At 60.3% G+C, this 22,141-nt stretch carries 24 protein-coding genes and 1 pseudogene; 12 read left to right on the top strand and 13 right to left on the bottom strand.

The genetic code is table 11. The features are described from left to right. Positions 1-971 precede the first annotated feature (971 nt). From infA to aat, 3 genes are all read right to left on the bottom strand, one after another. A complete protein-coding gene (infA, locus tag CAF63_RS11950; RefSeq protein ID WP_002553999.1) occupies positions 972-1,190 on the bottom strand; it encodes a translation initiation factor IF-1 in 219 nt (72 codons plus the stop codon). Between the two features lie 112 nt (positions 1,191-1,302). Then, positions 1,303-2,010 carry an arginyltransferase gene (locus CAF63_RS11945; protein WP_007958178.1) on the bottom strand — a complete coding sequence of 236 codons (708 nt, stop codon included), beginning with the start codon at positions 2,008-2,010 and terminating at the stop codon, positions 1,303-1,305. A gap of 58 nt (positions 2,011-2,068) precedes the next feature. Further along, positions 2,069-2,749 (bottom strand): leucyl/phenylalanyl-tRNA--protein transferase, encoded by a 681-nt coding sequence (gene aat, locus CAF63_RS11940; RefSeq protein WP_085687379.1) that lies wholly within the window; start codon positions 2,747-2,749, stop codon positions 2,069-2,071. 521 nt (positions 2,750-3,270) lie between these two features. Here aat and CAF63_RS11935 point away from each other — a divergent pair. The 6 genes from CAF63_RS11935 to cysG all read left to right on the top strand — a co-directional run bounded on the left by CAF63_RS11935 (position 3,271) and on the right by cysG (position 10,790). Next, positions 3,271-5,679, top strand: a complete 2,409-nt coding sequence (locus CAF63_RS11935) for a DNA translocase FtsK (RefSeq protein WP_085687381.1) — start codon at positions 3,271-3,273, stop codon at positions 5,677-5,679. A gap of 78 nt (positions 5,680-5,757) precedes the next feature. Continuing rightward, positions 5,758-6,378 carry an outer membrane lipoprotein chaperone LolA gene (lolA, locus tag CAF63_RS11930; protein WP_007958184.1) on the top strand — a complete coding sequence of 207 codons (621 nt, stop codon included), beginning with the start codon at positions 5,758-5,760 and terminating at the stop codon, positions 6,376-6,378. Between the two features lie 24 nt (positions 6,379-6,402). Continuing rightward, positions 6,403-7,725 (top strand): replication-associated recombination protein A, encoded by a 1,323-nt coding sequence (locus CAF63_RS11925; protein ID WP_007958186.1) that lies wholly within the window; start codon positions 6,403-6,405, stop codon positions 7,723-7,725. Beyond that, positions 7,725-8,099, top strand: coding sequence for a fluoride efflux transporter CrcB (gene crcB, locus CAF63_RS11920; protein WP_007958188.1), 375 nt, complete (start codon positions 7,725-7,727; stop codon positions 8,097-8,099). Before CAF63_RS11925 ends, crcB begins: the two co-directional genes overlap by 1 nt. Before the next feature lie 15 nt (positions 8,100-8,114). Next, positions 8,115-9,395, top strand: coding sequence for a serine--tRNA ligase (serS, locus tag CAF63_RS11915; RefSeq protein WP_085687383.1), 1,281 nt, complete (start codon positions 8,115-8,117; stop codon positions 9,393-9,395). After that, positions 9,396-10,790: a siroheme synthase CysG gene (gene cysG, locus CAF63_RS11910; RefSeq protein WP_085687385.1), complete on the top strand. Its 1,395-nt coding sequence runs from the start codon at positions 9,396-9,398 to the stop codon at positions 10,788-10,790. A 117-nt stretch (positions 10,791-10,907) separates the two neighbouring features. On the opposite strand, the gene CAF63_RS11905 is transcribed toward cysG, so the two are convergent. From CAF63_RS11905 to CAF63_RS11870, 8 genes are all read right to left on the bottom strand, one after another. Then, positions 10,908-11,909 carry a glutathione S-transferase family protein gene (locus CAF63_RS11905; protein WP_085687387.1) on the bottom strand — a complete coding sequence of 334 codons (1,002 nt, stop codon included), beginning with the start codon at positions 11,907-11,909 and terminating at the stop codon, positions 10,908-10,910. A gap of 91 nt (positions 11,910-12,000) precedes the next feature. Further along, complete coding sequence (locus CAF63_RS11900) at positions 12,001-13,002, bottom strand: glycosyl transferase family protein (protein WP_085687389.1); 1,002 nt, start codon at positions 13,000-13,002, stop codon at positions 12,001-12,003. Then, positions 12,999-13,334 carry a TusE/DsrC/DsvC family sulfur relay protein gene (locus CAF63_RS11895; RefSeq protein ID WP_007958196.1) on the bottom strand — a complete coding sequence of 112 codons (336 nt, stop codon included), beginning with the start codon at positions 13,332-13,334 and terminating at the stop codon, positions 12,999-13,001. Before CAF63_RS11895 ends, CAF63_RS11900 begins: the two co-directional genes overlap by 4 nt. Beyond that, complete coding sequence (tusB, locus tag CAF63_RS11890; protein ID WP_085687391.1) at positions 13,331-13,624, bottom strand: sulfurtransferase complex subunit TusB; 294 nt, start codon at positions 13,622-13,624, stop codon at positions 13,331-13,333. Before tusB ends, CAF63_RS11895 begins: the two co-directional genes overlap by 4 nt. Beyond that, positions 13,624-13,980, bottom strand: coding sequence for a sulfurtransferase complex subunit TusC (gene tusC, locus CAF63_RS11885; protein WP_085687393.1), 357 nt, complete (start codon positions 13,978-13,980; stop codon positions 13,624-13,626). Before tusC ends, tusB begins: the two co-directional genes overlap by 1 nt. Before the next feature lies 1 nt (position 13,981). Beyond that, positions 13,982-14,374, bottom strand: coding sequence for a sulfurtransferase complex subunit TusD (gene tusD, locus CAF63_RS11880; RefSeq protein WP_085687817.1), 393 nt, complete (start codon positions 14,372-14,374; stop codon positions 13,982-13,984). Between the two features lie 100 nt (positions 14,375-14,474). Beyond that, positions 14,475-15,176, bottom strand: a complete 702-nt coding sequence (locus tag CAF63_RS11875; RefSeq protein ID WP_085687396.1) for a YoaK family protein — start codon at positions 15,174-15,176, stop codon at positions 14,475-14,477. Positions 15,177-15,200: 24 nt separating this feature from the next. After that, positions 15,201-15,530, bottom strand: a complete 330-nt coding sequence (locus CAF63_RS11870; RefSeq protein WP_085687398.1) for a DUF6388 family protein — start codon at positions 15,528-15,530, stop codon at positions 15,201-15,203. Positions 15,531-15,665: 135 nt separating this feature from the next. Here CAF63_RS11870 and CAF63_RS11865 point away from each other — a divergent pair, with 135 nt between their 5' ends. Then, positions 15,666-16,016: a hypothetical protein gene (locus CAF63_RS11865; RefSeq protein ID WP_085687400.1), complete on the top strand. Its 351-nt coding sequence runs from the start codon at positions 15,666-15,668 to the stop codon at positions 16,014-16,016. A gap of 61 nt (positions 16,017-16,077) precedes the next feature. Here CAF63_RS11865 and CAF63_RS11860 read toward each other — a convergent pair whose 3' ends face one another. Further along, positions 16,078-16,503 carry an N-acetyltransferase gene (locus CAF63_RS11860; RefSeq protein WP_007958226.1) on the bottom strand — a complete coding sequence of 142 codons (426 nt, stop codon included), beginning with the start codon at positions 16,501-16,503 and terminating at the stop codon, positions 16,078-16,080. 137 nt (positions 16,504-16,640) lie between these two features. Here CAF63_RS11860 and CAF63_RS11855 point away from each other — a divergent pair, with 137 nt between their 5' ends. The 4 genes and pseudogenes from CAF63_RS11855 to CAF63_RS11840 all read left to right on the top strand — a co-directional run bounded on the left by CAF63_RS11855 (position 16,641) and on the right by CAF63_RS11840 (position 19,737). Further along, the gene (locus CAF63_RS11855; protein ID WP_085687402.1) at positions 16,641-17,078 is read left to right on the top strand and encodes a hemerythrin domain-containing protein; all 438 of its coding nucleotides are present in this window, start codon (positions 16,641-16,643) and stop codon (positions 17,076-17,078) included. Positions 17,079-17,300: 222 nt separating this feature from the next. Beyond that, a complete protein-coding gene (locus CAF63_RS11850) occupies positions 17,301-17,936 on the top strand; it encodes a lytic polysaccharide monooxygenase auxiliary activity family 9 protein (protein WP_085687404.1) in 636 nt (211 codons plus the stop codon). Between the two features lie 41 nt (positions 17,937-17,977). Further along, positions 17,978-19,009 (top strand): annotated as a pseudogene (locus tag CAF63_RS11845) (chitinase); the annotation flags it as partial. Positions 19,010-19,146: 137 nt separating this feature from the next. Further along, positions 19,147-19,737, top strand: coding sequence for an NUDIX domain-containing protein (locus CAF63_RS11840; protein ID WP_085687408.1), 591 nt, complete (start codon positions 19,147-19,149; stop codon positions 19,735-19,737). Here CAF63_RS11840 and CAF63_RS11835 read toward each other — a convergent pair. Further along, positions 19,734-20,249 (bottom strand): methylated-DNA--[protein]-cysteine S-methyltransferase, encoded by a 516-nt coding sequence (locus CAF63_RS11835; protein ID WP_085687410.1) that lies wholly within the window; start codon positions 20,247-20,249, stop codon positions 19,734-19,736. The genes CAF63_RS11840 and CAF63_RS11835 overlap by 4 nt on opposite strands. Positions 20,250-20,385: 136 nt before the next feature. On the opposite strand from CAF63_RS11835, the gene ggt reads away from it, so the two are divergent. Further along, on the top strand, positions 20,386-22,113 hold the full coding sequence (gene ggt / locus CAF63_RS11830) for a gamma-glutamyltransferase (RefSeq protein WP_085687412.1): 1,728 nt from the start codon (positions 20,386-20,388) through the stop codon (positions 22,111-22,113). Positions 22,114-22,141: the final 28 nt, after the last annotated feature.

The following is a 22,141-nucleotide window of genomic DNA, read 5'->3' as shown; positions in this document are numbered from 1 at the left end:
CTCCTTGTATGTAGGCCATAACGAAAAATGCTCCGTATCTTTCGATACGGAGCATTTTCTTAAAGGGCCGGACAGATTGCTAGGTTTTCACACAGTCTGTTCGGGCGCCTTTTTATTGTCTGTTTGTTTGGTGTGAATATCCGTTGTTGCGGTAACGGCTTCTCAGGGTTCCGCCCTTACGGCGGGTCACTTTTGGCAAACGCCCGGAATGCCGGCCCAGCCAAAAGTAACCAAAAGGTCCCTAACCCTGACGTACGGCCCCTCGCTAAGGCTCGGGGTTCCTTCGCTCCGGGATTGATCCGGGGGGCATCGCCTACGGTTTGCTTCGCTGCACCTCCTCTCGATGTGTTTGGCTTCGCCAAACGGTCGCTGCGCTCCCACCCCCGGATCAATCCCTCCACTCAGCCTGCCGACGGGTCCTGCGATCAAAAGCGGTACTCGAGCTAACGCTCATCGTGGTGAGTGGGGCGGCTTTGCCGCTTGGGTTGTGCGCGCATTACAACTCTGGGAGCCAGCTTGCTGAGAGTGGCGGCCTGCTGGTCGACCAATTTGTTTGGTTTGGGAGTTGTCCGCAGGATTTGCCGAAGCTGTGATCTTTGGCTTTGGCTTTGGCTTTGGCTTTGGCTTTTGATTTTTTGCCCCTTCGGCAGGCCGAGCGGAGGTGTTCATCAGGGGGTAGGCGCGCAGCGCCGTGCGGCGAAGCCGCATGCATCGAGAGGAGGTGCAGCGAAGCAAACCGTAGGCGATGCGCCCTGATGGACACCGTAGCGAGGGAACACTGAGCCTAAGCGAAGTGCCGTACGCCGGGGCATAGACTTTTTGGTTACTTTTGAGGCGTTTGTCAAAAGTGACCCGCCGTAAGGGCGGAACCCTAAGAAGCCGTTACCGCAGCAACGGATATACACCCAAAACCAAAAAACACACAGATACAAAAACGCCCGGCAAATGCCGGGCGTCTTGTATTGACTTGATTAGCGAGCGCGGTAAGTAATACGCCCTTTGCTCAAGTCATAGGGCGTCAGCTCGACGCGCACTTTGTCACCGGTAAGAATACGAATGTAGTTCTTGCGCATCTTGCCGGAGATATGCGCGGTTACGACGTGCCCATTTTCCAATTCCACGCGAAACATGGTGTTTGGCAGGGTGTCGACGACAGTGCCTTCCATTTCGAAGCTGTCTTCTTTCGACATGCAGTAAAGCCCTCGGTGTCCAGTGAATGGCCCGGTGCAACTGCGCCAGGCAAAAGCGGCGTGCATTGTGCCCGAAAAATGGGGTTTACGCCAAGGGGTTTAGGGTTTGCGTTTAGTTCAGGATGACCCAGCGCTGGTTAATCAGCAGTTCGATAGGCCGATATTGGGTCTTGTAGTTCATCTTTTTGCAGTTTTTGATCCAGTAACCCAGGTACACCGCCTCAAGCCCCAGCCGCTGGGCTTCGGCGATTTGCCAAAGGATCGCGTAGCGCCCCAGGCTGCGGCGTTCTTCCTGCGGTTCGTAAAAGGTGTAGACCGCTGACAAGCCGTTGGGCAGCAGATCGGTGACGGCGACCGCCAGTAACCGTCCGTCGAGCCGAAACTCGTAGAAGCGCGAGAAGGGCAGGTCGCGTACCAGAAAAGTCGAGAATTGATCGCGGCTTGGCGGATACATGTCGCCGTCGGCGTGGCGCTGTTCGATGTAGCGCTGATAGAGATCGAAGTACTCTTCGCTGAATGCCGGCTTGACCGGGCGCACCTGCAAATCGATGTTGCGCTTGAAAATGCGTTTCTGCTGTCGGTTGGGGTTGAATTGCGCGACAGGAATGCGCGCAGGCACGCAGGCATTGCAGTTCTGGCAATGCGGGCGGTACAGGTGATCGCCGCTGCGACGAAAGCCCATTTCTGACAGGTCTGCGTAGACATGCACATCCATGGGCTGGCTCGGGTCGAGAAACAGGGTCGTCGCCTGTTCCTCGGGCAGATAACTGCAAGAGTGAGGCTGAGTGGCATAAAACTTCAACCGCGCCAACTCGGTCATGATCAACCCTCAAGGGTAAGCTGGTGAATTAAGTGTAAGCCACGCGCGCAAAAGTCGCTCAGCAAACCCAGGTCGCATGATTGGGTTGGTCGAGATGCCGGGCCAGGTATTCGGCGAATGTCTGCCGTGAAATGGCCCGGGCGCCGAGGCTGTGCAGGTGGTCGGTCGGCATCTGGCAGTCGATCAGCACGAAACCCGCTTCTTTAAGATGTTGCACCAGTGTCGCAAAACCGTACTTGGAGGCATTGTCCGCGCGGCTGAACATTGATTCACCAAAAAACAATTGCCCCATCGCCAGTCCATAAAGGCCACCGACCAGCTCTCCCTGATCCCACACTTCCACTGAATGGGCGAAACCACGTCGATGCAATTCTATGTAGGCGTCCTGCATCGCCCCAGTGATCCAGGTGCCGTCGGCGTATTCCCGGGGAGCGGCGCAAGCGCGGATCACGGCGTCGAAATCCTGATCGAAGGTCACTTGATAACGCTGTTTGCGCAGCAATTTGCCGAGGCTGCGCGAGACGTGCAGTTCGTCGGGAAAAAGCACGGTGCGCGGATCCGGCGACCACCAGAGAATCGGCTGGCCTTCGGAAAACCACGGAAAGCAGCCGTGGCGATAGGCCTGGATCAAGCGATCGGCGGACAGGTCGCCACCGGCCGCCAGCAATCCGTTGGGATCGCGCATGGCCTTTTCCAGTGGCGGGAAAGTCAGTGAATTGCGTTGTAACCAAGTCAGCATGGCGTCCGGGCTTGCAGAAGGGGAGGGCGGTGGGCGCTGGGCCCGCGGTAAAGTGTGCCGGGAAATGACGCGAATGTCCTCCGTTGCGGTGCGGTGTCTGTACTCCTGCAACTTGAGCATCCGGATGCGGTCGTAATCGGGCGCAACACCGGTGCGGGCAAGGTGACCGATGCCAATGTGTGGCGCTCAGGGGAGATGAGGCGCGAATGCTTCGCTACGTTCATCAAATACACCTCATAAGCCTTTGTCACAAAAGGTAATGCATGCTCAAATTGAACGCCGGGTGTTGTGCGTTTGGCTATGCTTGAACCTGGGGCTTGGAAGCATGGCATCGAACGCGCAAACCCGTACAATGCCGGGCTGTTACAGAATATTCGCCGCGTGCCGTGTTTATAAAAGGCGGGGCGCAGTGTTAAAAGTAGTCTCCGTTGCGCCCGTCATTTTTTTACCTGCCTGGATTGGGCAGTTTTTTATCGTCATTCAATAGATGGACGCGCCTTTGGCGCAGGAAAAGAAGCGTTTTGAAGAAATCCACGGAAGCACCAAAAACAGTCGTTCCGCTCTGGCGTCAACAGTTGCACTACCGGCTCAAGGAAGGTGCATTGATCGCCATTGGCGCCTTGTGCCTGTTCCTGATGATGGCGTTGCTGACTTACGGCAAGGACGATCCGGGCTGGAGTCACAACAGCAAGATCGACGACGTGCAGAACTTCGGCGGTCCGGCGGGCTCCTACAGCGCCGACATCCTGTTCATGGTGCTGGGTTATTTCGCTTACATCTTCCCGTTGCTGCTGGCGATCAAGGCGTATCAGATCTTCCGCCAGCGTCACGAGCCGTGGCAGTGGAGCGGCTGGCTGTTTTCCTGGCGCCTGATCGGTCTGGTGTTTCTGGTGTTGTCCGGTGCCGCGCTGGCGCACATCCATTTCCATGCAGCCACGGGATTGCCGGCCGGCGCGGGTGGTGCGCTGGGTGAAAGCCTCGGTGATCTGGCCCGCAATGCCCTGAACATTCAGGGCAGCACGTTGCTGTTTATCGCACTGTTCCTGTTCGGCCTGACGGTGTTCACCGACCTGTCGTGGTTCAAGGTGATGGACATCACCGGCAAGATCACCCTCGACCTGTTCGAACTGTTCCAGGGCGCGGTCAATCGCTGGTGGTCGGCACGTACCGAGCGCAAGCAACTGGTCGCGCAACTGCGTGAAGTTGATGATCGCGTGCACGACGTGGTTGCACCGACGGTCACCGACAAACGCGAGCAGGCCAAGGTCAAGGAACGTCTGATCGAGCGCGAGCAGGCCCTGAGCAAGCACATGTCAGAGCGCGAGAAACAGGTGCCGCCGGTCATCGCCCCGGCCCCGGTCAAGGCGCCGGAGCCAAGCAAGCGCGTGCAGAAAGAGAAGCAGGTGCCGTTGTTCGTCGACAGCGCCGTGGAAGGCACCTTGCCGCCGATCTCGATTCTCGATCCTGCGGAAAAGAAACAACTCAATTATTCGCCCGAATCCCTGGCGGCGGTCGGCCACTTGCTGGAGATCAAGCTCAAGGAATTCGGCGTCGAAGTCACCGTGGATTCGATCCATCCCGGCCCGGTCATTACCCGTTACGAAATCCAGCCTGCTGCAGGTGTGAAGGTCAGCCGTATCGCCAACCTGGCAAAAGACCTTGCACGCTCGCTGGCCGTGACCAGCGTGCGGGTGGTGGAAGTGATTCCGGGCAAGACCACGGTCGGTATCGAGATTCCCAACGAAGACCGGCAGATCGTGCGCTTCTCAGAAGTGCTGTCGACGTCCGAATACGACAACTTCAAGTCGCCGGTCACTCTGGCCCTGGGCCACGACATCGGTGGCAAGCCGGTCATCACCGACCTGGCGAAGATGCCTCACCTGCTGGTGGCCGGTACCACCGGTTCCGGTAAGTCGGTGGGCGTGAACGCGATGATTCTGTCGATCCTGTTCAAGTCCGGCCCGGACGACGCCAAGCTGATCATGATCGACCCGAAAATGCTTGAACTGTCGATCTACGAAGGCATTCCGCACCTGCTGTGCCCGGTCGTGACCGACATGAAGGACGCCGCCAACGCCCTGCGCTGGAGCGTTGCCGAGATGGAGCGTCGCTACAAGCTGATGGCGAAGATGGGCGTGCGAAACCTGTCCGGCTTCAACGCCAAGGTCAAGGAAGCCCAGGACGCCGGCGAGCCGCTGAGCGATCCGCTGTACAAGCGCGAAAGCATCCACGACGAAGCGCCGCTGTTGCAGAAACTGCCAACCATCGTCGTGGTCGTGGACGAATTCGCCGACATGATGATGATCGTCGGCAAGAAGGTAGAAGAACTGATCGCCCGTATCGCCCAGAAGGCGCGTGCGGCGGGTATCCACCTGATTCTCGCGACCCAGCGACCATCGGTGGACGTGATCACCGGTCTGATCAAGGCCAACATTCCGACGCGGATGGCGTTCCAGGTATCGAGCAAGATCGACTCCCGGACCATCATCGACCAGGGCGGCGCCGAACAGTTGCTCGGCCACGGTGACATGCTTTACATGCCGCCGGGCACCAGCCTGCCGATCCGGGTTCACGGCGCCTTCGTGTCCGACGATGAAGTTCACCGGGTGGTTGAAGCCTGGAAACTGCGCGGCGCGCCGGAATACAACGACGACATCCTCAACGGTGTCGAAGAGGCGGGCAGTGGTTTCGAAGGCAGCAGCGGCGGTGGCGACGGTGACGATCCGGAAGCCGATGCGCTTTACGACGAAGCCGTGCAGTTCGTGCTGGAAAGCCGCCGTGCCTCCATCTCCGCTGTACAGCGCAAGCTGAAGATCGGCTACAACCGTGCCGCGCGCATGATCGAAGCCATGGAAATGGCCGGGGTCGTGACGTCGATGAACACCAACGGTTCCCGCGAAGTCCTAGCCCCTGGCCCGGTACGCGACTGATTCGATACCCTGATCCAAATGCAATGGACGGTGCATGAAGCGCTGTCCACTTTCCCACGAGTATTCAAGAGGACTCCCATGCGTCTTATCCGCATGTTGCTGCCGGTACTGGCTCTGACCACCCTCACGGCTCACGCCGATGACAAGGATGTGGCTCGCCTGACCCAATTGCTCGAAACATCCAAGACCCTGACCGCCAATTTTTCCCAACTGACCCTTGACGGCAGCGGCACCCAGTTGCAGGAAACCACCGGCGACATGACCCTGCAGCGTCCGGGCCTGTTCTACTGGCACACCAACGCGCCGGCTGAGCAGACCATGGTCTCCGACGGCAAGAAAGTCACCCTGTGGGACCCGGACCTGGAACAGGCCACCATCAAGAAACTCGATGAGCGTCTGACCCAGACTCCAGCCCTGTTGCTGTCCGGCGACGTATCGAAGATCAGCCAGAGCTTCGACATCAGCGCCAAAGAGGCCGGCGGCGTGATTGACTTCACCCTGAAGCCGAAAACCAAGGACACCCTGTTCGACAGCCTGCGCCTGTCGTTCCGCAACGGTCTGGTCAATGACATGCAACTGATCGACAGCGTCGGCCAGCGCACCAACATCCTGTTTACCGGTGTGAAGGCCAACGAAGCGGTCCCGGCATCGAAGTTCAAGTTCGACATCCCGAAGGGTGCCGACGTGATCCAGGAATAAACACAGAGGTTTCAACGGTACGTGATGGATCTGTTTCGCAGTGCACCGATTGCCCAGCCACTGGCCGCCCGTTTGCGGGCGACCAATCTGGATGAGTACGTCGGTCAGGAACACGTGCTCGCTCGCGGCAAGCCTTTGCGCGAAGCGCTGGAGCAGGGTGCCCTGCATTCGATGATCTTCTGGGGCCCGCCGGGCGTGGGCAAGACCACGCTGGCGCGATTGCTGGCGGAAGTGTCGGATGCACATTTCGAAACGGTTTCGGCTGTATTGGCCGGGGTCAAGGAGATCCGTCAGGCGGTGGAAATCGCCAAGCAGCAGGCCGGCCAGTACGGCAAGCGCACGATCCTGTTTGTCGATGAAGTGCACCGCTTCAACAAGTCTCAACAGGACGCCTTCCTGCCGTACGTTGAGGACGGCACGCTGATCTTCATTGGCGCCACCACCGAAAACCCTTCGTTCGAACTGAACAACGCATTGCTGTCGCGGGCGCGGGTCTACGTACTCAAGAGCCTCGACGAAGCGGCGTTGCGCAAACTGGTGCACCGCGCGCTCACCGAAGAGCGTGGTCTGGGCAAGCGTCACCTGACCCTCAGCGATGAAGGCTTCCAGATGCTGCTGTCCGCCGCCGACGGCGATGGCCGGCGTTTGCTCAATCTGCTGGAAAACGCCTCGGACCTGGCCGAAGACAACAGTGAGATGGGCACCGAGCTGCTGCAAAGCCTGCTCGGTGACACTCGCCGGCGTTTCGACAAGGGCGGCGAAGCGTTCTACGACCAGATTTCCGCGCTGCACAAATCGGTGCGCGGCTCCAATCCGGACGGCGCGCTGTACTGGTTTGCGCGAATGATCGACGGCGGTTGCGATCCGCTGTATCTCGCCCGGCGGGTGGTGCGCATGGCCAGCGAAGACATCGGCAACGCCGATCCTCGCGCCCTGAGCCTGTGCCTGGCGGCGTGGGAAGTGCAGGAGCGTCTCGGCAGCCCGGAGGGTGAGTTGGCAGTGGCTCAAGCCATCACTTATCTGGCTTGCGCGCCGAAAAGCAACGCAGTGTACATGGGCTTCAAGACCGCGCTGCGCGCCGCCGCCGAACACGGTTCGCTGGAGGTGCCGCTGCACCTGCGCAATGCGCCGACCAAATTGATGAAGCAGTTGGGCTACGGCGACGAATACCGTTACGCCCACGACGAACCGGACGCCTACGCGGCCGGCGAAGACTATTTCCCGGAAGAACTCGACCCGATTCCGTTCTATCAACCGGTGCCCCGTGGCCTGGAGTTGAAGATCGGCGAAAAGCTCAACCACCTTGCCCAACTTGATCGTTTAAGCCCCCGGCAGCGGAGAAAATAGTGGTTCCATTGATCGTTGCAGTCTCCGTCGGCGGGATTGCCGGCACCTTGTTGCGCTTCGCCACCGGCAATTGGGTCAACGCCAATTGGCCGCGGCACTTCTATACCGCGACGCTGGCCGTTAATATCGTGGGCTGTCTGCTGATTGGCGTGTTGTACGGCCTGTTTTTGATACGCCCGGAAGTACCGATCGAGGTACGTGCCGGGTTGATGGTCGGCTTCCTCGGGGGGCTGACGACTTTTTCATCCTTTTCACTGGATACGGTGCGCCTGCTGGAAAGCGGGCAAGTGCCGCTGGCCCTGGGCTATGCGGCCATCAGCGTATTCGGCGGGCTGCTCGCGACCTGGGCCGGCCTGTCCCTGACCAAACTTTGATAACGAGAAACCGACATGCTCGATTCCAAACTGTTACGTAGCAACCTCCAGGACGTAGCGGACCGCCTGGCTTCCCGTGGCTTTGCCCTGGACGTTGCGCGTATCGAAGCGCTGGAAGAACAGCGCAAGACCGTCCAGACCCGCACCGAAGCACTGCAGGCTGAGCGTAACGCGCGTTCCAAATCCATCGGTCAGGCCAAGCAGCGCGGCGAAGACATCGCGCCGCTGATGGCGGACGTCGAGCGCATGGCGGGCGAACTGAGCGCCGGTAAAGTCGAGCTGGACGCGATCCAGACCGAACTGGATTCGATCCTGCTGGGTATCCCGAACCTGCCGCACGAATCGGTTCCGGTCGGCGAAGACGAAGACGGCAACGTCGAAGTCCGCCGCTGGGGCACCCCGAAAGCCTTCGACTTCCCGGTTCAGGACCACGTGGCCCTGGGCGAGAAATTCGGCTGGCTCGACTTCGAAACCGCCGCCAAGCTGTCCGGCGCACGTTTCGCCCTGCTGCGCGGCCCGATTGCCCGTCTGCACCGTGCACTGGCGCAGTTCATGATCAACCTGCACGTCACCGAGCACGGCTACGAAGAGGCTTACACGCCTTATCTGGTTCAGGCCCCGGCGCTGCAAGGCACCGGTCAACTGCCGAAGTTCGAAGAAGACCTGTTCAAGATCGCTCGCGAAGGCGAAGCCGATCTGTACCTGATCCCGACCGCCGAAGTGTCGCTGACCAATATCGTCGCCGGTGAAATCGTCGATTCGAAACAGCTGCCGATCAAGTTCGTCGCTCACACGCCGTGCTTTCGCAGCGAAGCCGGTGCGTCGGGTCGTGACACTCGTGGCATGATCCGTCAGCACCAGTTCGACAAGGTCGAGATGGTTCAGATCGTCGAGCCGTCGAAGTCGATGGAAGCGCTGGAAGGCCTGACCGCCAACGCCGAGAAAGTCCTGCAACTGCTGGAGCTGCCTTACCGTACTCTGGCGCTGTGCACCGGCGACATGGGCTTCAGCGCGGTCAAGACGTATGACCTGGAAGTGTGGATCCCGAGCCAGGACAAGTACCGTGAAATTTCGTCGTGCTCCAACTGCGGCGACTTCCAGGCCCGCCGCATGCAGGCGCGTTTCCGCAATCCGGAAACCGGCAAGCCTGAGTTGGTGCACACCCTGAACGGTTCCGGTCTGGCGGTCGGTCGTACCCTGGTGGCCGTGCTGGAAAACTACCAGCAGGCCGACGGTTCGATCCGTGTGCCGGACGTGCTGAAGCCGTACATGGGTGGCCTTGAGGTCATCGGTTAAATGAAATATCTGCCGCTGTTTCACAACCTGCGCGGCAGTCGTGTGTTGGTCGTCGGTGGGGGGGAGATTGCCTTGCGCAAGTCCCGCCTGCTGGTCGATGCCGGTGCGCAGCTGCGGGTGGTCGCACCTGAAATCGAAGCGCAACTGCGCGAACTGGTTGCCGCCAGCGGCGGCGAATGCCTGCTGCGTGGGTACGCCGAAACGGATCTGGACGGTTGCGGGCTGATCATTGCCGCCACCGACGACGAAGCGTTGAACGCGCAGGTCTCCGCCGATGCCCATCGGCGCTGCGTGCCGGTCAACGTGGTCGATGCGCCGGCGCTGTGCAGCGTGATCTTCCCAGCGATCGTCGATCGTTCGCCGCTGATCATCGCGGTCTCCAGCGGCGGCGATGCGCCGGTGCTGGCCCGGCTGATCCGCGCCAAGATTGAAACCTGGATTCCTTCGACCTACGGCCATCTGGCCGGTCTGGCCGCGCGATTTCGTGATCAGGTCAAAGGCCTGTTTCCCGATGTGCAGCAACGTCGCGGTTTTTGGGAAGACGTGTTCCAGGGGCCGATTGCCGATCGTCAGCTGGCTGGGCAGGGCGCCGAGGCCGAGCGTCTGTTGCAAGCGAAAATCGACGGCGAAGCGAGTGTTACCACGGGCGAGGTGTATCTGGTGGGCGCAGGACCGGGCGATCCGGATCTGTTGACCTTCCGCGCCTTGCGCCTGATGCAGCAAGCCGATGTGGTGCTGTACGACCGCTTGGTGGCGCCCGCCATTCTTCAGCTGTGCCGTCGTGATGCCGAGCGTGTCTACGTCGGCAAGCGTCGCGCCGATCACGCCGTGCCGCAGGATCAGATCAACCAGCAATTGGTGGATCTGGCCAAGGCCGGCAAGCGTGTGGTGCGGTTGAAGGGCGGAGATCCGTTCATCTTCGGCCGCGGCGGCGAAGAGATCGAGGAACTGGCGGCCCACGGCATCCCGTTCCAGGTGGTGCCGGGCATCACGGCGGCCAGTGGTTGCGCGGCATATGCCGGGATTCCGCTGACGCATCGCGATTACGCGCAGTCGGTGCGTTTCGTCACCGGGCACTTGAAGGACGGTTCAACCGATCTGCCGTGGGCCGACCTTGTTGCGCCGGCGCAGACGTTGGTGTTCTACATGGGGCTGGTGGGGTTGCCGATCATCTGCGAGCAGTTGATCAAGCATGGTCGCGCAGCCGAAACGCCGGCCGCGCTGATCCAGCAGGGCACCACGGTCAATCAGCGGGTCTTCACCGGCACGCTGGCCGACCTGCCGCGTCTGGTGGCGGAGCATGAAGTGCATGCACCGACACTGGTGATCGTCGGCGAAGTGGTGCAACTGCGCGAGAAACTGGCGTGGTTCGAGGGTGCTCAGGGTCAGATCTGAAAACAGAGTAACCCCATTCGCGAGCAGGCTCGCTCCCACAGGGGATTTGTGCACGACACAGATCCAATGTGGGAGCGAGCCTGCTCGCGAAGAGGCCTTTCAAAAACGCTGAACAACTCAGCTCCGGCGCCAAACCCCTTTCCCGCCCAACCGGTTCCGGTCATGGGTAATATTGAAATCCTGCTTCGGCCCCTTTGGCACAACCCCGGTCGGGTTGATGGTCTTGTGGCTGCCGTAGTAGTGATTCTTGATGTGCTGGAAATCCACGGTCTCTGCAACGCCCGGCCACTGGTACATCTCACGCAGCCAGTTCGACAGGTTCGGATAATCGCTGATCCGCCGCAGATTGCATTTGAAATGCCCGTGGTACACCGCGTCGAAACGAATCAGCGTGGTGAACAAGCGCACGTCCGCCTCGGTCAGGTATTCGCCCGTCAGATAACGGTTGGCGCCCAGCACCTGCTCCAGGTGATCCAGCTCGGCAAACACATCGTCGAACGCTTCTTCATAGGCTTTTTGCGAGGTGGCGAAACCGGCGCGATACACGCCGTTGTTCACGGCAGGGTAGATCCGCTCGTTCAGCGCATCGATCTCGCCGCGCAATGGCGCCGGATAGAAGTCCAGATCGTTGCCGGTCAAATCATCGAAGGCGCTGTTGAACATGCGGATGATTTCCGCCGATTCGTTGCTGACGATGCGCTTGAGTTTCTTGTCCCACAGCACCGGTACGGTGACGCGGCCGGTGTAGTCGGCGGTGTCAGCGGTGTAGCGCTGGTGCATGAAGTCGAAGTGATCGAGTTTGTCGCCGGTCGAACCGAGGTTCTGGTCGAAGGTCCAGCCGTTTTCCAGCATCAGCCAGCTGACGACCGAAACGTCGATCAGGCTTTCCAGGCCCTTGAGCTTGCGCAGGATCAGCGTGCGGTGGGCCCATGGACAGGCCAGGGAAACATAAAGGTGATAGCGCCCTGCTTCGGCGGCAAAACCGCCTTCACCGCTCGGGCCCGGCTCGCCGTTGCGAGTGACCCAGTTACGGCGCTGCGCCTGTTCGCGCTGGAACGCGCCGTCCTTGCTGCTTTCGTACCACTTGTCCTGCCAGCGGCCGTCGACGAGTAAACCCATGATCAAGACTCCTGAAACCAATAATCGTTGGAGTGGAGTCTATTCCGATGAGTTCGAACAAAAAGCGCAAAGATCGGGCGTGAATGATCGGTTAAATCGATTTGTTCCGCGCAGCCCAGTATTGCTCGGCGGTTTCGAAAGCCTGTTCACGGCTTTGGCCCAGGCCGCGCAGTGCCAACGCCATGGTCGAAATCAGCGCCATTTGCGGATAACTGTCGACCACATCGCCGCGCCAGACGGCCTTCAAATGCTTGATATCCAGCGAAGAAGGTTTGACGTGACGCTGCGCCGACAACTGCGGCCATTCTTCGTCCCAGCTCTCGCCGCCGGTGGTGCCGTACAGATGGCTGTCGGCATCAGGGTTGATCTCGATTTCGCCGCCGTCGCCTTTGATCACGATCGCCGTGTCGCGGAGCAGGCCGCTGGCATCGCGATGCACCGCTTGGTAGCCGGGGTGGAAAATGCTCTGCAGGCCGCAACGCGCGCCCAACGGATTGAGAATCCGCGCCAGAGAGTGGATCGGTGAGCGCAGGCCGAGGGTGTTACGCAGGTCGATCATCCGTTGCAGTTGCGGCGCCCAGTCCACCAGCGGCATGAACGCCAGACCGCCGTTATCCAGCGCCGCGCCGACCTGGTGCCAATTGCGGCACAGCGGAATGTTCAGCTCACCGAGCAACTGTTCGGAATACAAACGCCCGGCGGTGTGGGCGCCGCCGCCGTGCATGAAGATGCGCACGCCGTTCTGCGCCAGGCACTTTGCTGCCAGCAGATACCACGGCAGGTGACGCTTCTTGCCGGCATAGGTCGGCCAGTCCAGATCGACCTTCAACGCCGGCGCCTGCAAGCGTTCGCGCAGGGCCTCGGTGAAACCGGCCATTTCCTCAGCGCTTTCTTCCTTGTGCCGCAGCAACATCAGGAACGCGCCGAGCTGGGTTTCTTCGACCGCTTCGTCGAGGACCATGCCCATGGCTTCCCGGGCTTCCTCGCGGGTCAGGTCGCGGGCGCCGCGCTTGCCCTTGCCAAGGATGCGCACGAACTGGGCGAACGGATGCTCGGCGGGCGTTTCGAGAGTCAGCGCTGGATAATCGGTCATAGGCAATTCGTCGGTTTGGGCAGGCCCGCCAGTTTCGCGGCGAGTTTGGCAGGGGTGCCTTTGAACAGTCGGTTCAGGTGCAGGCTGTTACCTTTTTCCGCGCCTAGCTTGAGCGCGGTGTATTTGATCAGCGGCCGGGTGGCCGGGGACAGCTGGAATTCGGCATAGAAGCTGCGCAGCAGTTCGAGGACTTCCCAGTGCTCCGGGCTCAGCTCGATGTCTTCGGCAGCGGCGAGGGCGCTGGCGACTTCGGCCGACCAGTCGTTGAGGTCGACCAGGAAGCCGTCCTTGTCCAGTTCAATGGCGCGGGCGCCGACGGTCAGCGCATTCATAGCCAGCTGTTGACCTTGTCGTGGTGGATCGACAGCTCGACGAAGGCCGGGTAATCGATGGCTTCGGCCCAGTCCGGAACCTGCACGGCACGGGCTTGCGCGTCTTCGGCCAGCACGAACAATTTCACCTTGCGGGATTCCAGCGCAATGAACGGGGCGGTGCCAGGTTGCAGCGCATAAGCGGCATCCCCAGACAGCAACAGCGCATCGGCAGAACCAAGCAGGCGCAGGCAACTGGTCAGGCGTTCGTCGCCAAACGGGGAGTGGGACAACACATGCAAAGTCGACATCAGAGGGTGATCACCTGGTCGTAACGGTCAATGAGGGCGGTGATTTGCTCGGTGGCCAAGGGCTGCGCCTCGTCCAGCGAACGATCGCCGAGGCCGCGAGCACTGGCGCTGTCGGCGCAGTAGAACAGCTCTTCGACGCCGAACATCGGCAACGCTTGCAGGTTGGCGCTCAGGTCTTTCTGTTGCAGGGCCTTGGCGTTCTGCCCGGCGGCCAGTTGCAACACGCCGTCGTCGAGAAACAGCAGGCCGATCGGCAGATCGAAGGCACCGCCGGCCAACACGATGTCCAGCGCTTCGCGGGCGCCGGGGCCGGACCACGGCGATTGACGGCTGATAATCAGAAGGGATTTGGCCATGTCATGCGCCTCCGAAACAGATCAGGCGGTCGGCGTCCTGCACCGCGTCATGCAACTGGCCGAGGCCGGACAATTCCCACGGTGCGCTGGCGGCCACGGCATCACGCTGATAACGCCCGGCTTCCTCGGCATTCAACACGCCACGGCGCAAGGCGGCGGCGATGCACACCACGCCGTCGAGGTTTTGTTCGGCGATGAAATTGCGCCATTGCTTGGGCAGGTCCAGTTCGTCCTGCGGCGTGACCACGGCGTCGGACGCGTTGTGGACCCCGTCCTGATAGAAAAACAGCCGGACAATCTCATGCCCGCCGGCCAGCGCGGCCTGGGCGAACAGCAGGGCGCGGCGCGAGGAGGGCGCATGGGCGGCGGAAAACAGCGCAATGGCGAACTTCATGACGGACTCGATCAGCAAAACTGCGGCCATGATAAAGCTTTCTCGGCGGGGCGGCGAAGTGGATGTTTCCCGCGCCGGTCTCGATGCGATCAGGTGTCTGTCAGCGCGGCATATAGCCCAGTTGCCAACGCCGCGGAATCTTCAGGGTCAGCAGCCCCAGTAAGGCTGCGAACAAACCGCTGACCAACATCGCCTTGAGTCCCAGATGATGTTCCAGCACCGCCCCCAGAATGGCCCCGACCAGCATCCCGCTCCACGGCACCAGTTGCACCCGCCAGCCGCTTCGCCGTTCGCCGAGCACCCACCGGCCCAATCCACGGCCGAATCGCGAAAGGGCGCCGGTGACGTACGTCAGGCCGACCGGCAGACCGTTCACTTCTTCCACCGCCGCGTTGAGCATGCCCATCGCAATGATCGCCGCCAACAGCGCCGGCAGTTGAGAGTCAAAGGGCCAGGCTGCCAAACAGAGCAGAGCGCCGATGGCCAGCAGCAACGGCAGCGCCCGCCGACCACCCAGCCGACTGACCACGACCCCGAGGGCATTACCGACGATAAACGTCGCGACCAGCAGGATCAGCCGTCCGGTCAGTGCGCTGTCGCCATCGCTGATCGCCACCGCCAGCCGCGTGGTGTTGCCGCTCATGAAGGAAACGAAATCGCCGCTGGCCATGAAGCCGATGGCGTCGGTCATGCCGGCCAGTACCGACAGGCTGGCAACCAGCGCCAGGCCAACACGGCCGCGCCATTTCTGTATGTGAAGATGTCCGGGGCTGGCGCGGTGGGTCGAGGTTGAAGGCAGCATCGAGGCAACGTCCTTGAGCGGGTTTTACGGTTCTATGCCATACAGATCGCAATATTCCAGCCAGTCCATCCCGGCCATTTCCGCCACTTCGCGATGCACTTCCAGGCGTTGCGCCTGATACTCCTCAGGCGTTGCAGCAGTCAGTTGCAACGTCAGTTCCCAAGCAAACAGACCCTGGCTTTCGGCCTCGGCTTCGAACGCTTCGTGCAGGCGTTCTTCGCGGTACTGCGCCTGGGTTTCGCCCTTGGCTTGGGCGAGCAGCGGGTTGAGGTGATCAAGGGTTTCGCGCAGTTCCGGGCGCGCATCGAGAAACAGTTTCAGGGCCTGTTCGTGTCGCTGGTCAGTAGGCGCCATGGGCTTTCCTTGTAAGGCTGATGACCGTTAATGTGCCGCAGCGGCCGGCATGTGTCGCGCTCTAAATGCAGTAAAGCAGAACGATTTTTGGCGTTGCGGTGATACAGTCCGCTTTTTTCCGAATGAGCGAATGCAATGCGAATGCTGATGGTGGCGCTGGCGGCAACCCTGCTGGCTGGTTGCGCGGGTTCGGCGATGGAAGACGCCCGCACGCAAACCCCTTACAAGACCCTGAATTCGGACAAACCCGAAAAAGTCGTGGCCCAGTGCGTGCAATTCGCCTGGCAGGACGAAGCGGTGTTCGGCGTGGACGCGGCGGCGTATCTGCAACCAGGCAAGAAGGGCGGTTCGACGGTCTACACGCGCTCGGCGGAGTCGTTTGTCGACTTGACCACGGAGGCGTCCGGCACCGTGCTGAATTACTACGCGCAGAAGGATGATTTTGTGGCCAAGCGCCGCTTGGCGGCGCTGGCGACCTGTCTGTAACGGGCGGCTGAATGCGTTGAAATTTGCGACCCTCGCCAGCCTGCGGGCGAGGGTCCTGAATTCACTCAATCAAACGCTTCTGGAAGAAATGCCGCTTGTGCCCCAGCGGATAATCCACAATCTCGCCACACTCGGTATATCCCAGTTTTTTGTAGAACCCGGGCGCCTGAAAATCAAAGGTATCGAGCCAGATCCCCACGCAGTCTTTTTCCCGGGCGAATTCCTCGACCATGTTCATCAGCTTCGAGCCGATGCCCTGTCCCCGGCCCTCTTCCGGCACCGCCAGCAACTCGATAAACAGCCACCGATAGAACGTGTGCCCATAAAGGCCACCGAGGATCGCGTCGTTATCGTCGCGTACCAGCAGCGCAACCGGTTCGTACAGCGAAGGCCCGGCTTTGGCGATGTTATGGGCACGCAGGGGCGCCAGGATGGCTGCGCGCTGTTCTTCGGTAGGGTCCTGTGACAGCTCGATCCGCAACGTCATGTTGTCTTCCTTGTAGTAATGAATCGGCAGCCTATCGCGCCGCAGCCGATTGAAGCAATCGCTTGGAACCGTCGCTGCTGCGTCGGGGTCTAGCCCTTCAGGGCGTCCATCCGGAACGCGTTTGCCTTGGAGATCCCATGAACATTTTCGAAGCCTTGCGCGAGAGCCACGACCGTCAGCGTACCTACGCGAAATCGTTGATCAAGACCAGTGGTAACACCCCGGAAAGGGTCGAGGCCTACAAGCAACTGAAGGCTGAGCTTCAGGCCCACGAAACGGCCGAAGAGCGCCACTTCTATATTCCGCTGATGGAGTTCGACAACGGAGTCGACCTCAGTCGCCATGCCATCGCCGAACATCACGAAATGGACGAAATGATGGAAGAACTCGACGAGACAGAAATGTCCAGTCCAGCCTGGCTGGCCACGGCGAAAAAGCTCTCGGAGAAGGTCCATCACCACTTGCAGGAAGAAGAGCAGAAATTTTTCCAGATGGCCGGCAAGTTGCTCGACGACAAGCAAAAGGAACGGCTCGCCGGGCAGTATGAAAAGGAGTTCAAGGCACAACTTTCCTGACCGCTGAATGCAGGTTTTTGCAATAACGCGGTGTAGTCTTTTTGCCATGCGTTGGGTGAGCGTCGTCGCAATGCACTGTGTTTATGTACAGTATTTGCGGCGTTTTTCGAGTTCCGCCGAGGCAGACTGCGACAAAACCGCCGATGGACAAAAAATCCCCCTCCGTTAGTTTGAAGGCCTCTCCTCGGACAGGAGAGTACTTAAATCAACGGAGTGAAAAACATGAACCAACCACAAGCTCAAACCCAACTGCGACACGGTCGCGTCATTTCCCCTGCAAGCCGCGGCGCGGTGGCCATCGAGCAAGGATTGCTCGGCGGCTGGCAGGTCAATGAAATGGAAGGCGGCAAGAACTTCCCGGCACTCGCGGCCGGCCCGTTCCCGGCGCCCTTCGAAAGCGACAACCCGAGCGTCGTACCGCCGGCTGACGGCTATATTCTCAGTGGCGGCAAGAACGACGCACGTGACTGCGTGAACTTCACCGCAGAAGAAATGAGCAAGAAGCTCGGGCGTCCGTTCTCCTGGCCGCTGCTCAATGTCACCCCCGGCCAGACCTTTGAGGTCAAATGGGAGTACACCGCGCCGCACACCACCCGCGGTTACCGCTGGCTGATCACCAAGGATGGCTGGGACCCGAAACAACGCATCACCCGAGCGCAACTGGAGGCGCAACCGTTCGCCGAGGATTTCTATCCGCAAGTGCCGTACTACAGTCATTCGGCGGAACTGAAAGCCAAGGTCAACCACACCGTGAAACTTCCCGGCAACAAGCAGGGCCATCACGTCATCGTCCTGATGTGGATCGTCGCCAACACCGGCAACGCCTTCTATCAGGCCTTCGATGTGGACTTCAAATAAGCCCGTAACGTCAAAACCCACAGGTTCTGAAGGATTAGAACATGTCAAACATCGACTTCACCCTATTGAAAAACCAGGCCAGCGATGCGGCGTCGCTGATGCCGACGCTTGCCGGCAAGAAGATCCTCATGGGCTTCTGGCACAACTGGCCGGCCGGCCCGAGCGATGGTTACCAGCGCGGCCAGTTCGCCAACATCGCGCTGGAAAACGTGCCGAAGGAATACAACGTGGTCGCGGTGGCCTTCATGAAGGGCAGCGGGATTCCGACCTTCAAGCCGTTCAACGTCTCCGATGCCGAGTTCCGCCGCCAGGTCGGCGTGCTCAACAGTCAGGGGCGCGCCGTGCTGATTTCCCTGGGCGGTGCCGATGCGCACATCGACTTGCGCGCCGGCCAGGAGCAACCGCTGGCCAACGAAATCATCCGTCTGGTGGAAACCTACGGCTTCGACGGCCTGGACATCGATCTTGAACAGAGCGCGATTGATTTCGCTGCCAACAAGACCGTCCTGCCGGCCGCACTGAAACTGGTCAAGGATCACTACGCGGGCCAAGGCAAGCATTTCATCATCAGCATGGCGCCGGAGTTTCCGTACCTGACCATCTCCGGCAAATACGTCGGTTACCTGCAGGCGCTGGAAGGCTACTACGACTTCATCGCTCCGCAGTTCTACAACCAGGGCGGCGACGGGGTCTGGGTGCCGGAAGCCAATAACGGCAACGGGGCGTGGATCGCCCAGAACAACGACGCGCTGAAAGAGGACTTCCTCTATTACCTGACCGAGAGCCTGGTGACCGGCACTCGCGGTTTCACGAAGATCCCGGCGGACAAGTTCGTTATCGGCCTGCCAGCCAACGTCGATGCCGCCGCCACTGGTTATGTGATCGACAAAACCGTGGTTGGCAACGCGATGAAACGCCTGGCGGTCAAAGGGCATCCGATCAAGGGCCTGATGACCTGGTCGGTGAACTGGGACAACGGCACCAGCAAGGATCGCGTGCCTTACAACTGGGAATTCAGTCGGCGATATGGGCCGCTGATTCACGGGGCGCCGTCTGCGGTTGAGGGCGCTGATGCCGCAACGGTGAACGTGGCTCATCAGTAGGCAATGAAGGAAAAGCCCGGTAGCGCTGCCGGGCTTTTTTTCGTCGGCGGTTCGCATCATTTCACCTACCATGGCCATCTTCCGATGAGAAAAAAGGATCACGCGTCATGTCCAACACAGCCGAGCGGGTCAACATCGTCGATACCCAGGTGTTGTCCCACGACTGGTATCTGCTGAAGAAAATCACCTTCGACTATCGCCGCAACAACGGTGACTGGCAGCGTCAGACGCGCGAGGTCTACGACCGTGGCAATGGCGCGGCGATTCTGCTGTTCAACCGCGAGCAACGCACCGTGGTGCTGACCCGGCAGTTCCGCCTGCCGGTGTTCGTCAACGGTCACGACGGTTTGCTGATTGAAGTGGCGGCCGGACTGCTTGAAGGCGCGGCGCCGGAGCAGCGCATCCGCGACGAGGCCGAGGAAGAAACCGGCTACCGCGTGCATGACGTGAAGAAGGTATTCGAGGCCTATATGAGCCCCGGCTCGGTGACCGAGAAGTTGCACTTTTTCATTGCCGAATACGATGCTTCGTCAAAGGTCAGTGAAGGGGGCGGTCTGGAAGAGGAGACCGAAGAACTTGAAGTGCTGGAGTGGCGTTTCGACGACGCGCTGGCGGCGTTCCAGCGCGGTGAGATCTGCGATGCCAAGACCATCATGCTGCTGCAGTATGCGGCGATGAATAACCTGTTTGGCGGTTAAAACAAGTCACCGGTTTCACCGATGTCCGACCACTGGCCACCCTCCAGAGTCAGCAAGCGCTCCTTGGCTTTCAGGCCTCCGGCAAAACCGGTCAGTTTTCCTGAAGCACCGATGACTCGGTGGCACGGCGCGATGATCGAAATCGGATTGCGCCCGTTTGCCGCGCCGACGGCACGCACCGCGCTCGGGTGGCCAATCTGTTCGGCGATCTGGCTGTAGGTGCGGGTCTCGCCAAACGGAATGGTCAGTAGCGCGGCCCAGACTTTTTTCTGGAACTCGGTGCCGGCAAAGTCCAGCTCCAGATCGAACGCGTTTCGCGTTCCTGCAAAATATTCTTCCAGCTGTCGCGCGGTTTTCATCAGCACCGGATTGTCCGGAGCTTCACTCATGGGTCCGAGGCGCACCCGGTTCGGTTTGTCGTTTTCCCAGAGGATGGCGGCCAGACGTGAGCCGTTCGCGACCAGCTTCAACTCGCCGACGGGCGAGGGCAGGGTGATGAACGTGTAGGCCATGGGAAAAACTCCGGGACGGGGGTGAAAACTGCGCCCAGCATACTGCCGGATCGGGGAGGCGCAAACCGTAATCGCGACCATACTGGCTGATGCTCTTGAAGCGCTTTCCTACCTTATAAAAAGAAGAGACCGACTCATGAAGTACGAACCTTTTGCCAAATCGCTGATTGCGACCTCATTGGCGCTCAGCTGCCTCATGGCCCACGCCGCTTCGGTTGCCCCGGTCGCCGCCGAAAACGGCATGGTGGTCACCGCCCAGCACCTGGCCACTCACGTGGGTGTCGACGTGTTGAAAAGTGGTGGCAACGCGGTGGATGCGGCGGTCGCCGTGGGTTATGCACTGGCGGTGGTTTACCCGGCGGCGGGCAATCTCGGTGGCGGTGGTTTCATGACCATTAAACTGGCGGACGGACGCAAGACCTTCCTCGACTTCCGCGAAAAAGCCCCGCTGGCCGCGACGGCGAACATGTACCTCGACAAGGACGGTAACGTCATTCCGGACCTGAGTACCCGTGGCCACCTCGCGGTCGGCGTTCCGGGCACCGTGTCGGGCATGGAGCTGGCGCTGAGCAAGTACGGCACCAAACCGCGCAAGGACATGATCGCCCCGGCGATCAAACTGGCGGAAGAAGGTTTCGAGCTGGAACAGGGTGACGTCGAGCTGCTGGAATACGCCACCGATGTGTTCAAGAAGGACATCAAGGATTCCGGCGCGATCTTCCTGAACAACGGCGAGCCGATGCAGGTCGGGCAGAAACTGGTGCAGAAGGATCTGGGTAAAACCCTGCGCACCATTTCCGAAAAAGGCGCTGACGGCTTCTACAAAGGCTGGGTGGCCGACGCCATCGTGACGTCCAGCCAGGCCAACAAGGGCATCATCACCCAGGCCGACCTCGACAAATACAAGACCCGCGAACTGGCCCCGGTGGAGTGCGACTATCGCGGCTACCACGTTGTGTCGGCACCACCGCCAAGCTCCGGCGGGGTGGTGATCTGCCAGATCATGAACATTCTCGAAGGCTATCCGATGAAGGATCTGGGCTTCCATTCGGCCCAGGGCATGCACTACCAGATCGAGGCGATGCGCCACGCGTACGTGGATCGCAACAGCTATCTGGGCGATCCGGACTTTGTGAAAAACCCGATCGAGCACCTGCTGGACAAGAACTACGCGACCAAGCTGCGTAACGCGATCCAGCCGCAGAAGGCCGGCGTGTCGGCGGAGCTCAAACCCGGTGTTGCACCTCATGAAGGCAGCAACACCACGCACTATTCGATCGTCGACAAATGGGGCAACGCAGTCTCGGTCACCTACACCCTCAACGACTGGTTCGGCGCGGGTGTGATGGCGAGCAAGACCGGGGTGATTCTCAACGATGAAATGGACGACTTCACTTCCAAGGTCGGCGTGCCGAACATGTACGGCCTGGTGCAAGGTGAAGCCAACGCTATCGCTCCGGGCAAGGCACCGCTGTCATCGATGAGCCCGACCATCGTCACCAAGGGCGGCAAGGTGGTGATGGTGGTCGGTACGCCGGGCGGCAGTCGCATCATCACCGCGACGTTGCTGACCATGCTCAACGTCATCGACTACGGCATGGGCCTGCAGGAAGCGGTCGACGCGCCGCGCTTCCACCAGCAGTGGATGCCGGAGGAAACCAATCTCGAAGACTTCGCCGCCAGCCCCGACACGAAGAAGATTCTCGAGAGCTGGGGCCACAAGTTTGCGGGGCCGCAGGACCCGAACCACATCGCCGCGATTCTGGTCGGTGCACCGTCGCTGGGTGGCAAACCGGTCGGCAAGAACCGCTTCTACGGCGCCAACGATCCACGGCGCAACACCGGGTTGTCATTGGGTTACTGAGCGGAGTAAAAAGGGGGCGGGCACACGT

It is taken from the genome of Pseudomonas sp. B20(2017) (assembly GCF_002113125.1).
Lineage (GTDB): Bacteria > Pseudomonadota > Gammaproteobacteria > Pseudomonadales > Pseudomonadaceae > Aquipseudomonas.
This window is presented reverse-complemented; position numbering and strand designations above follow the sequence as displayed.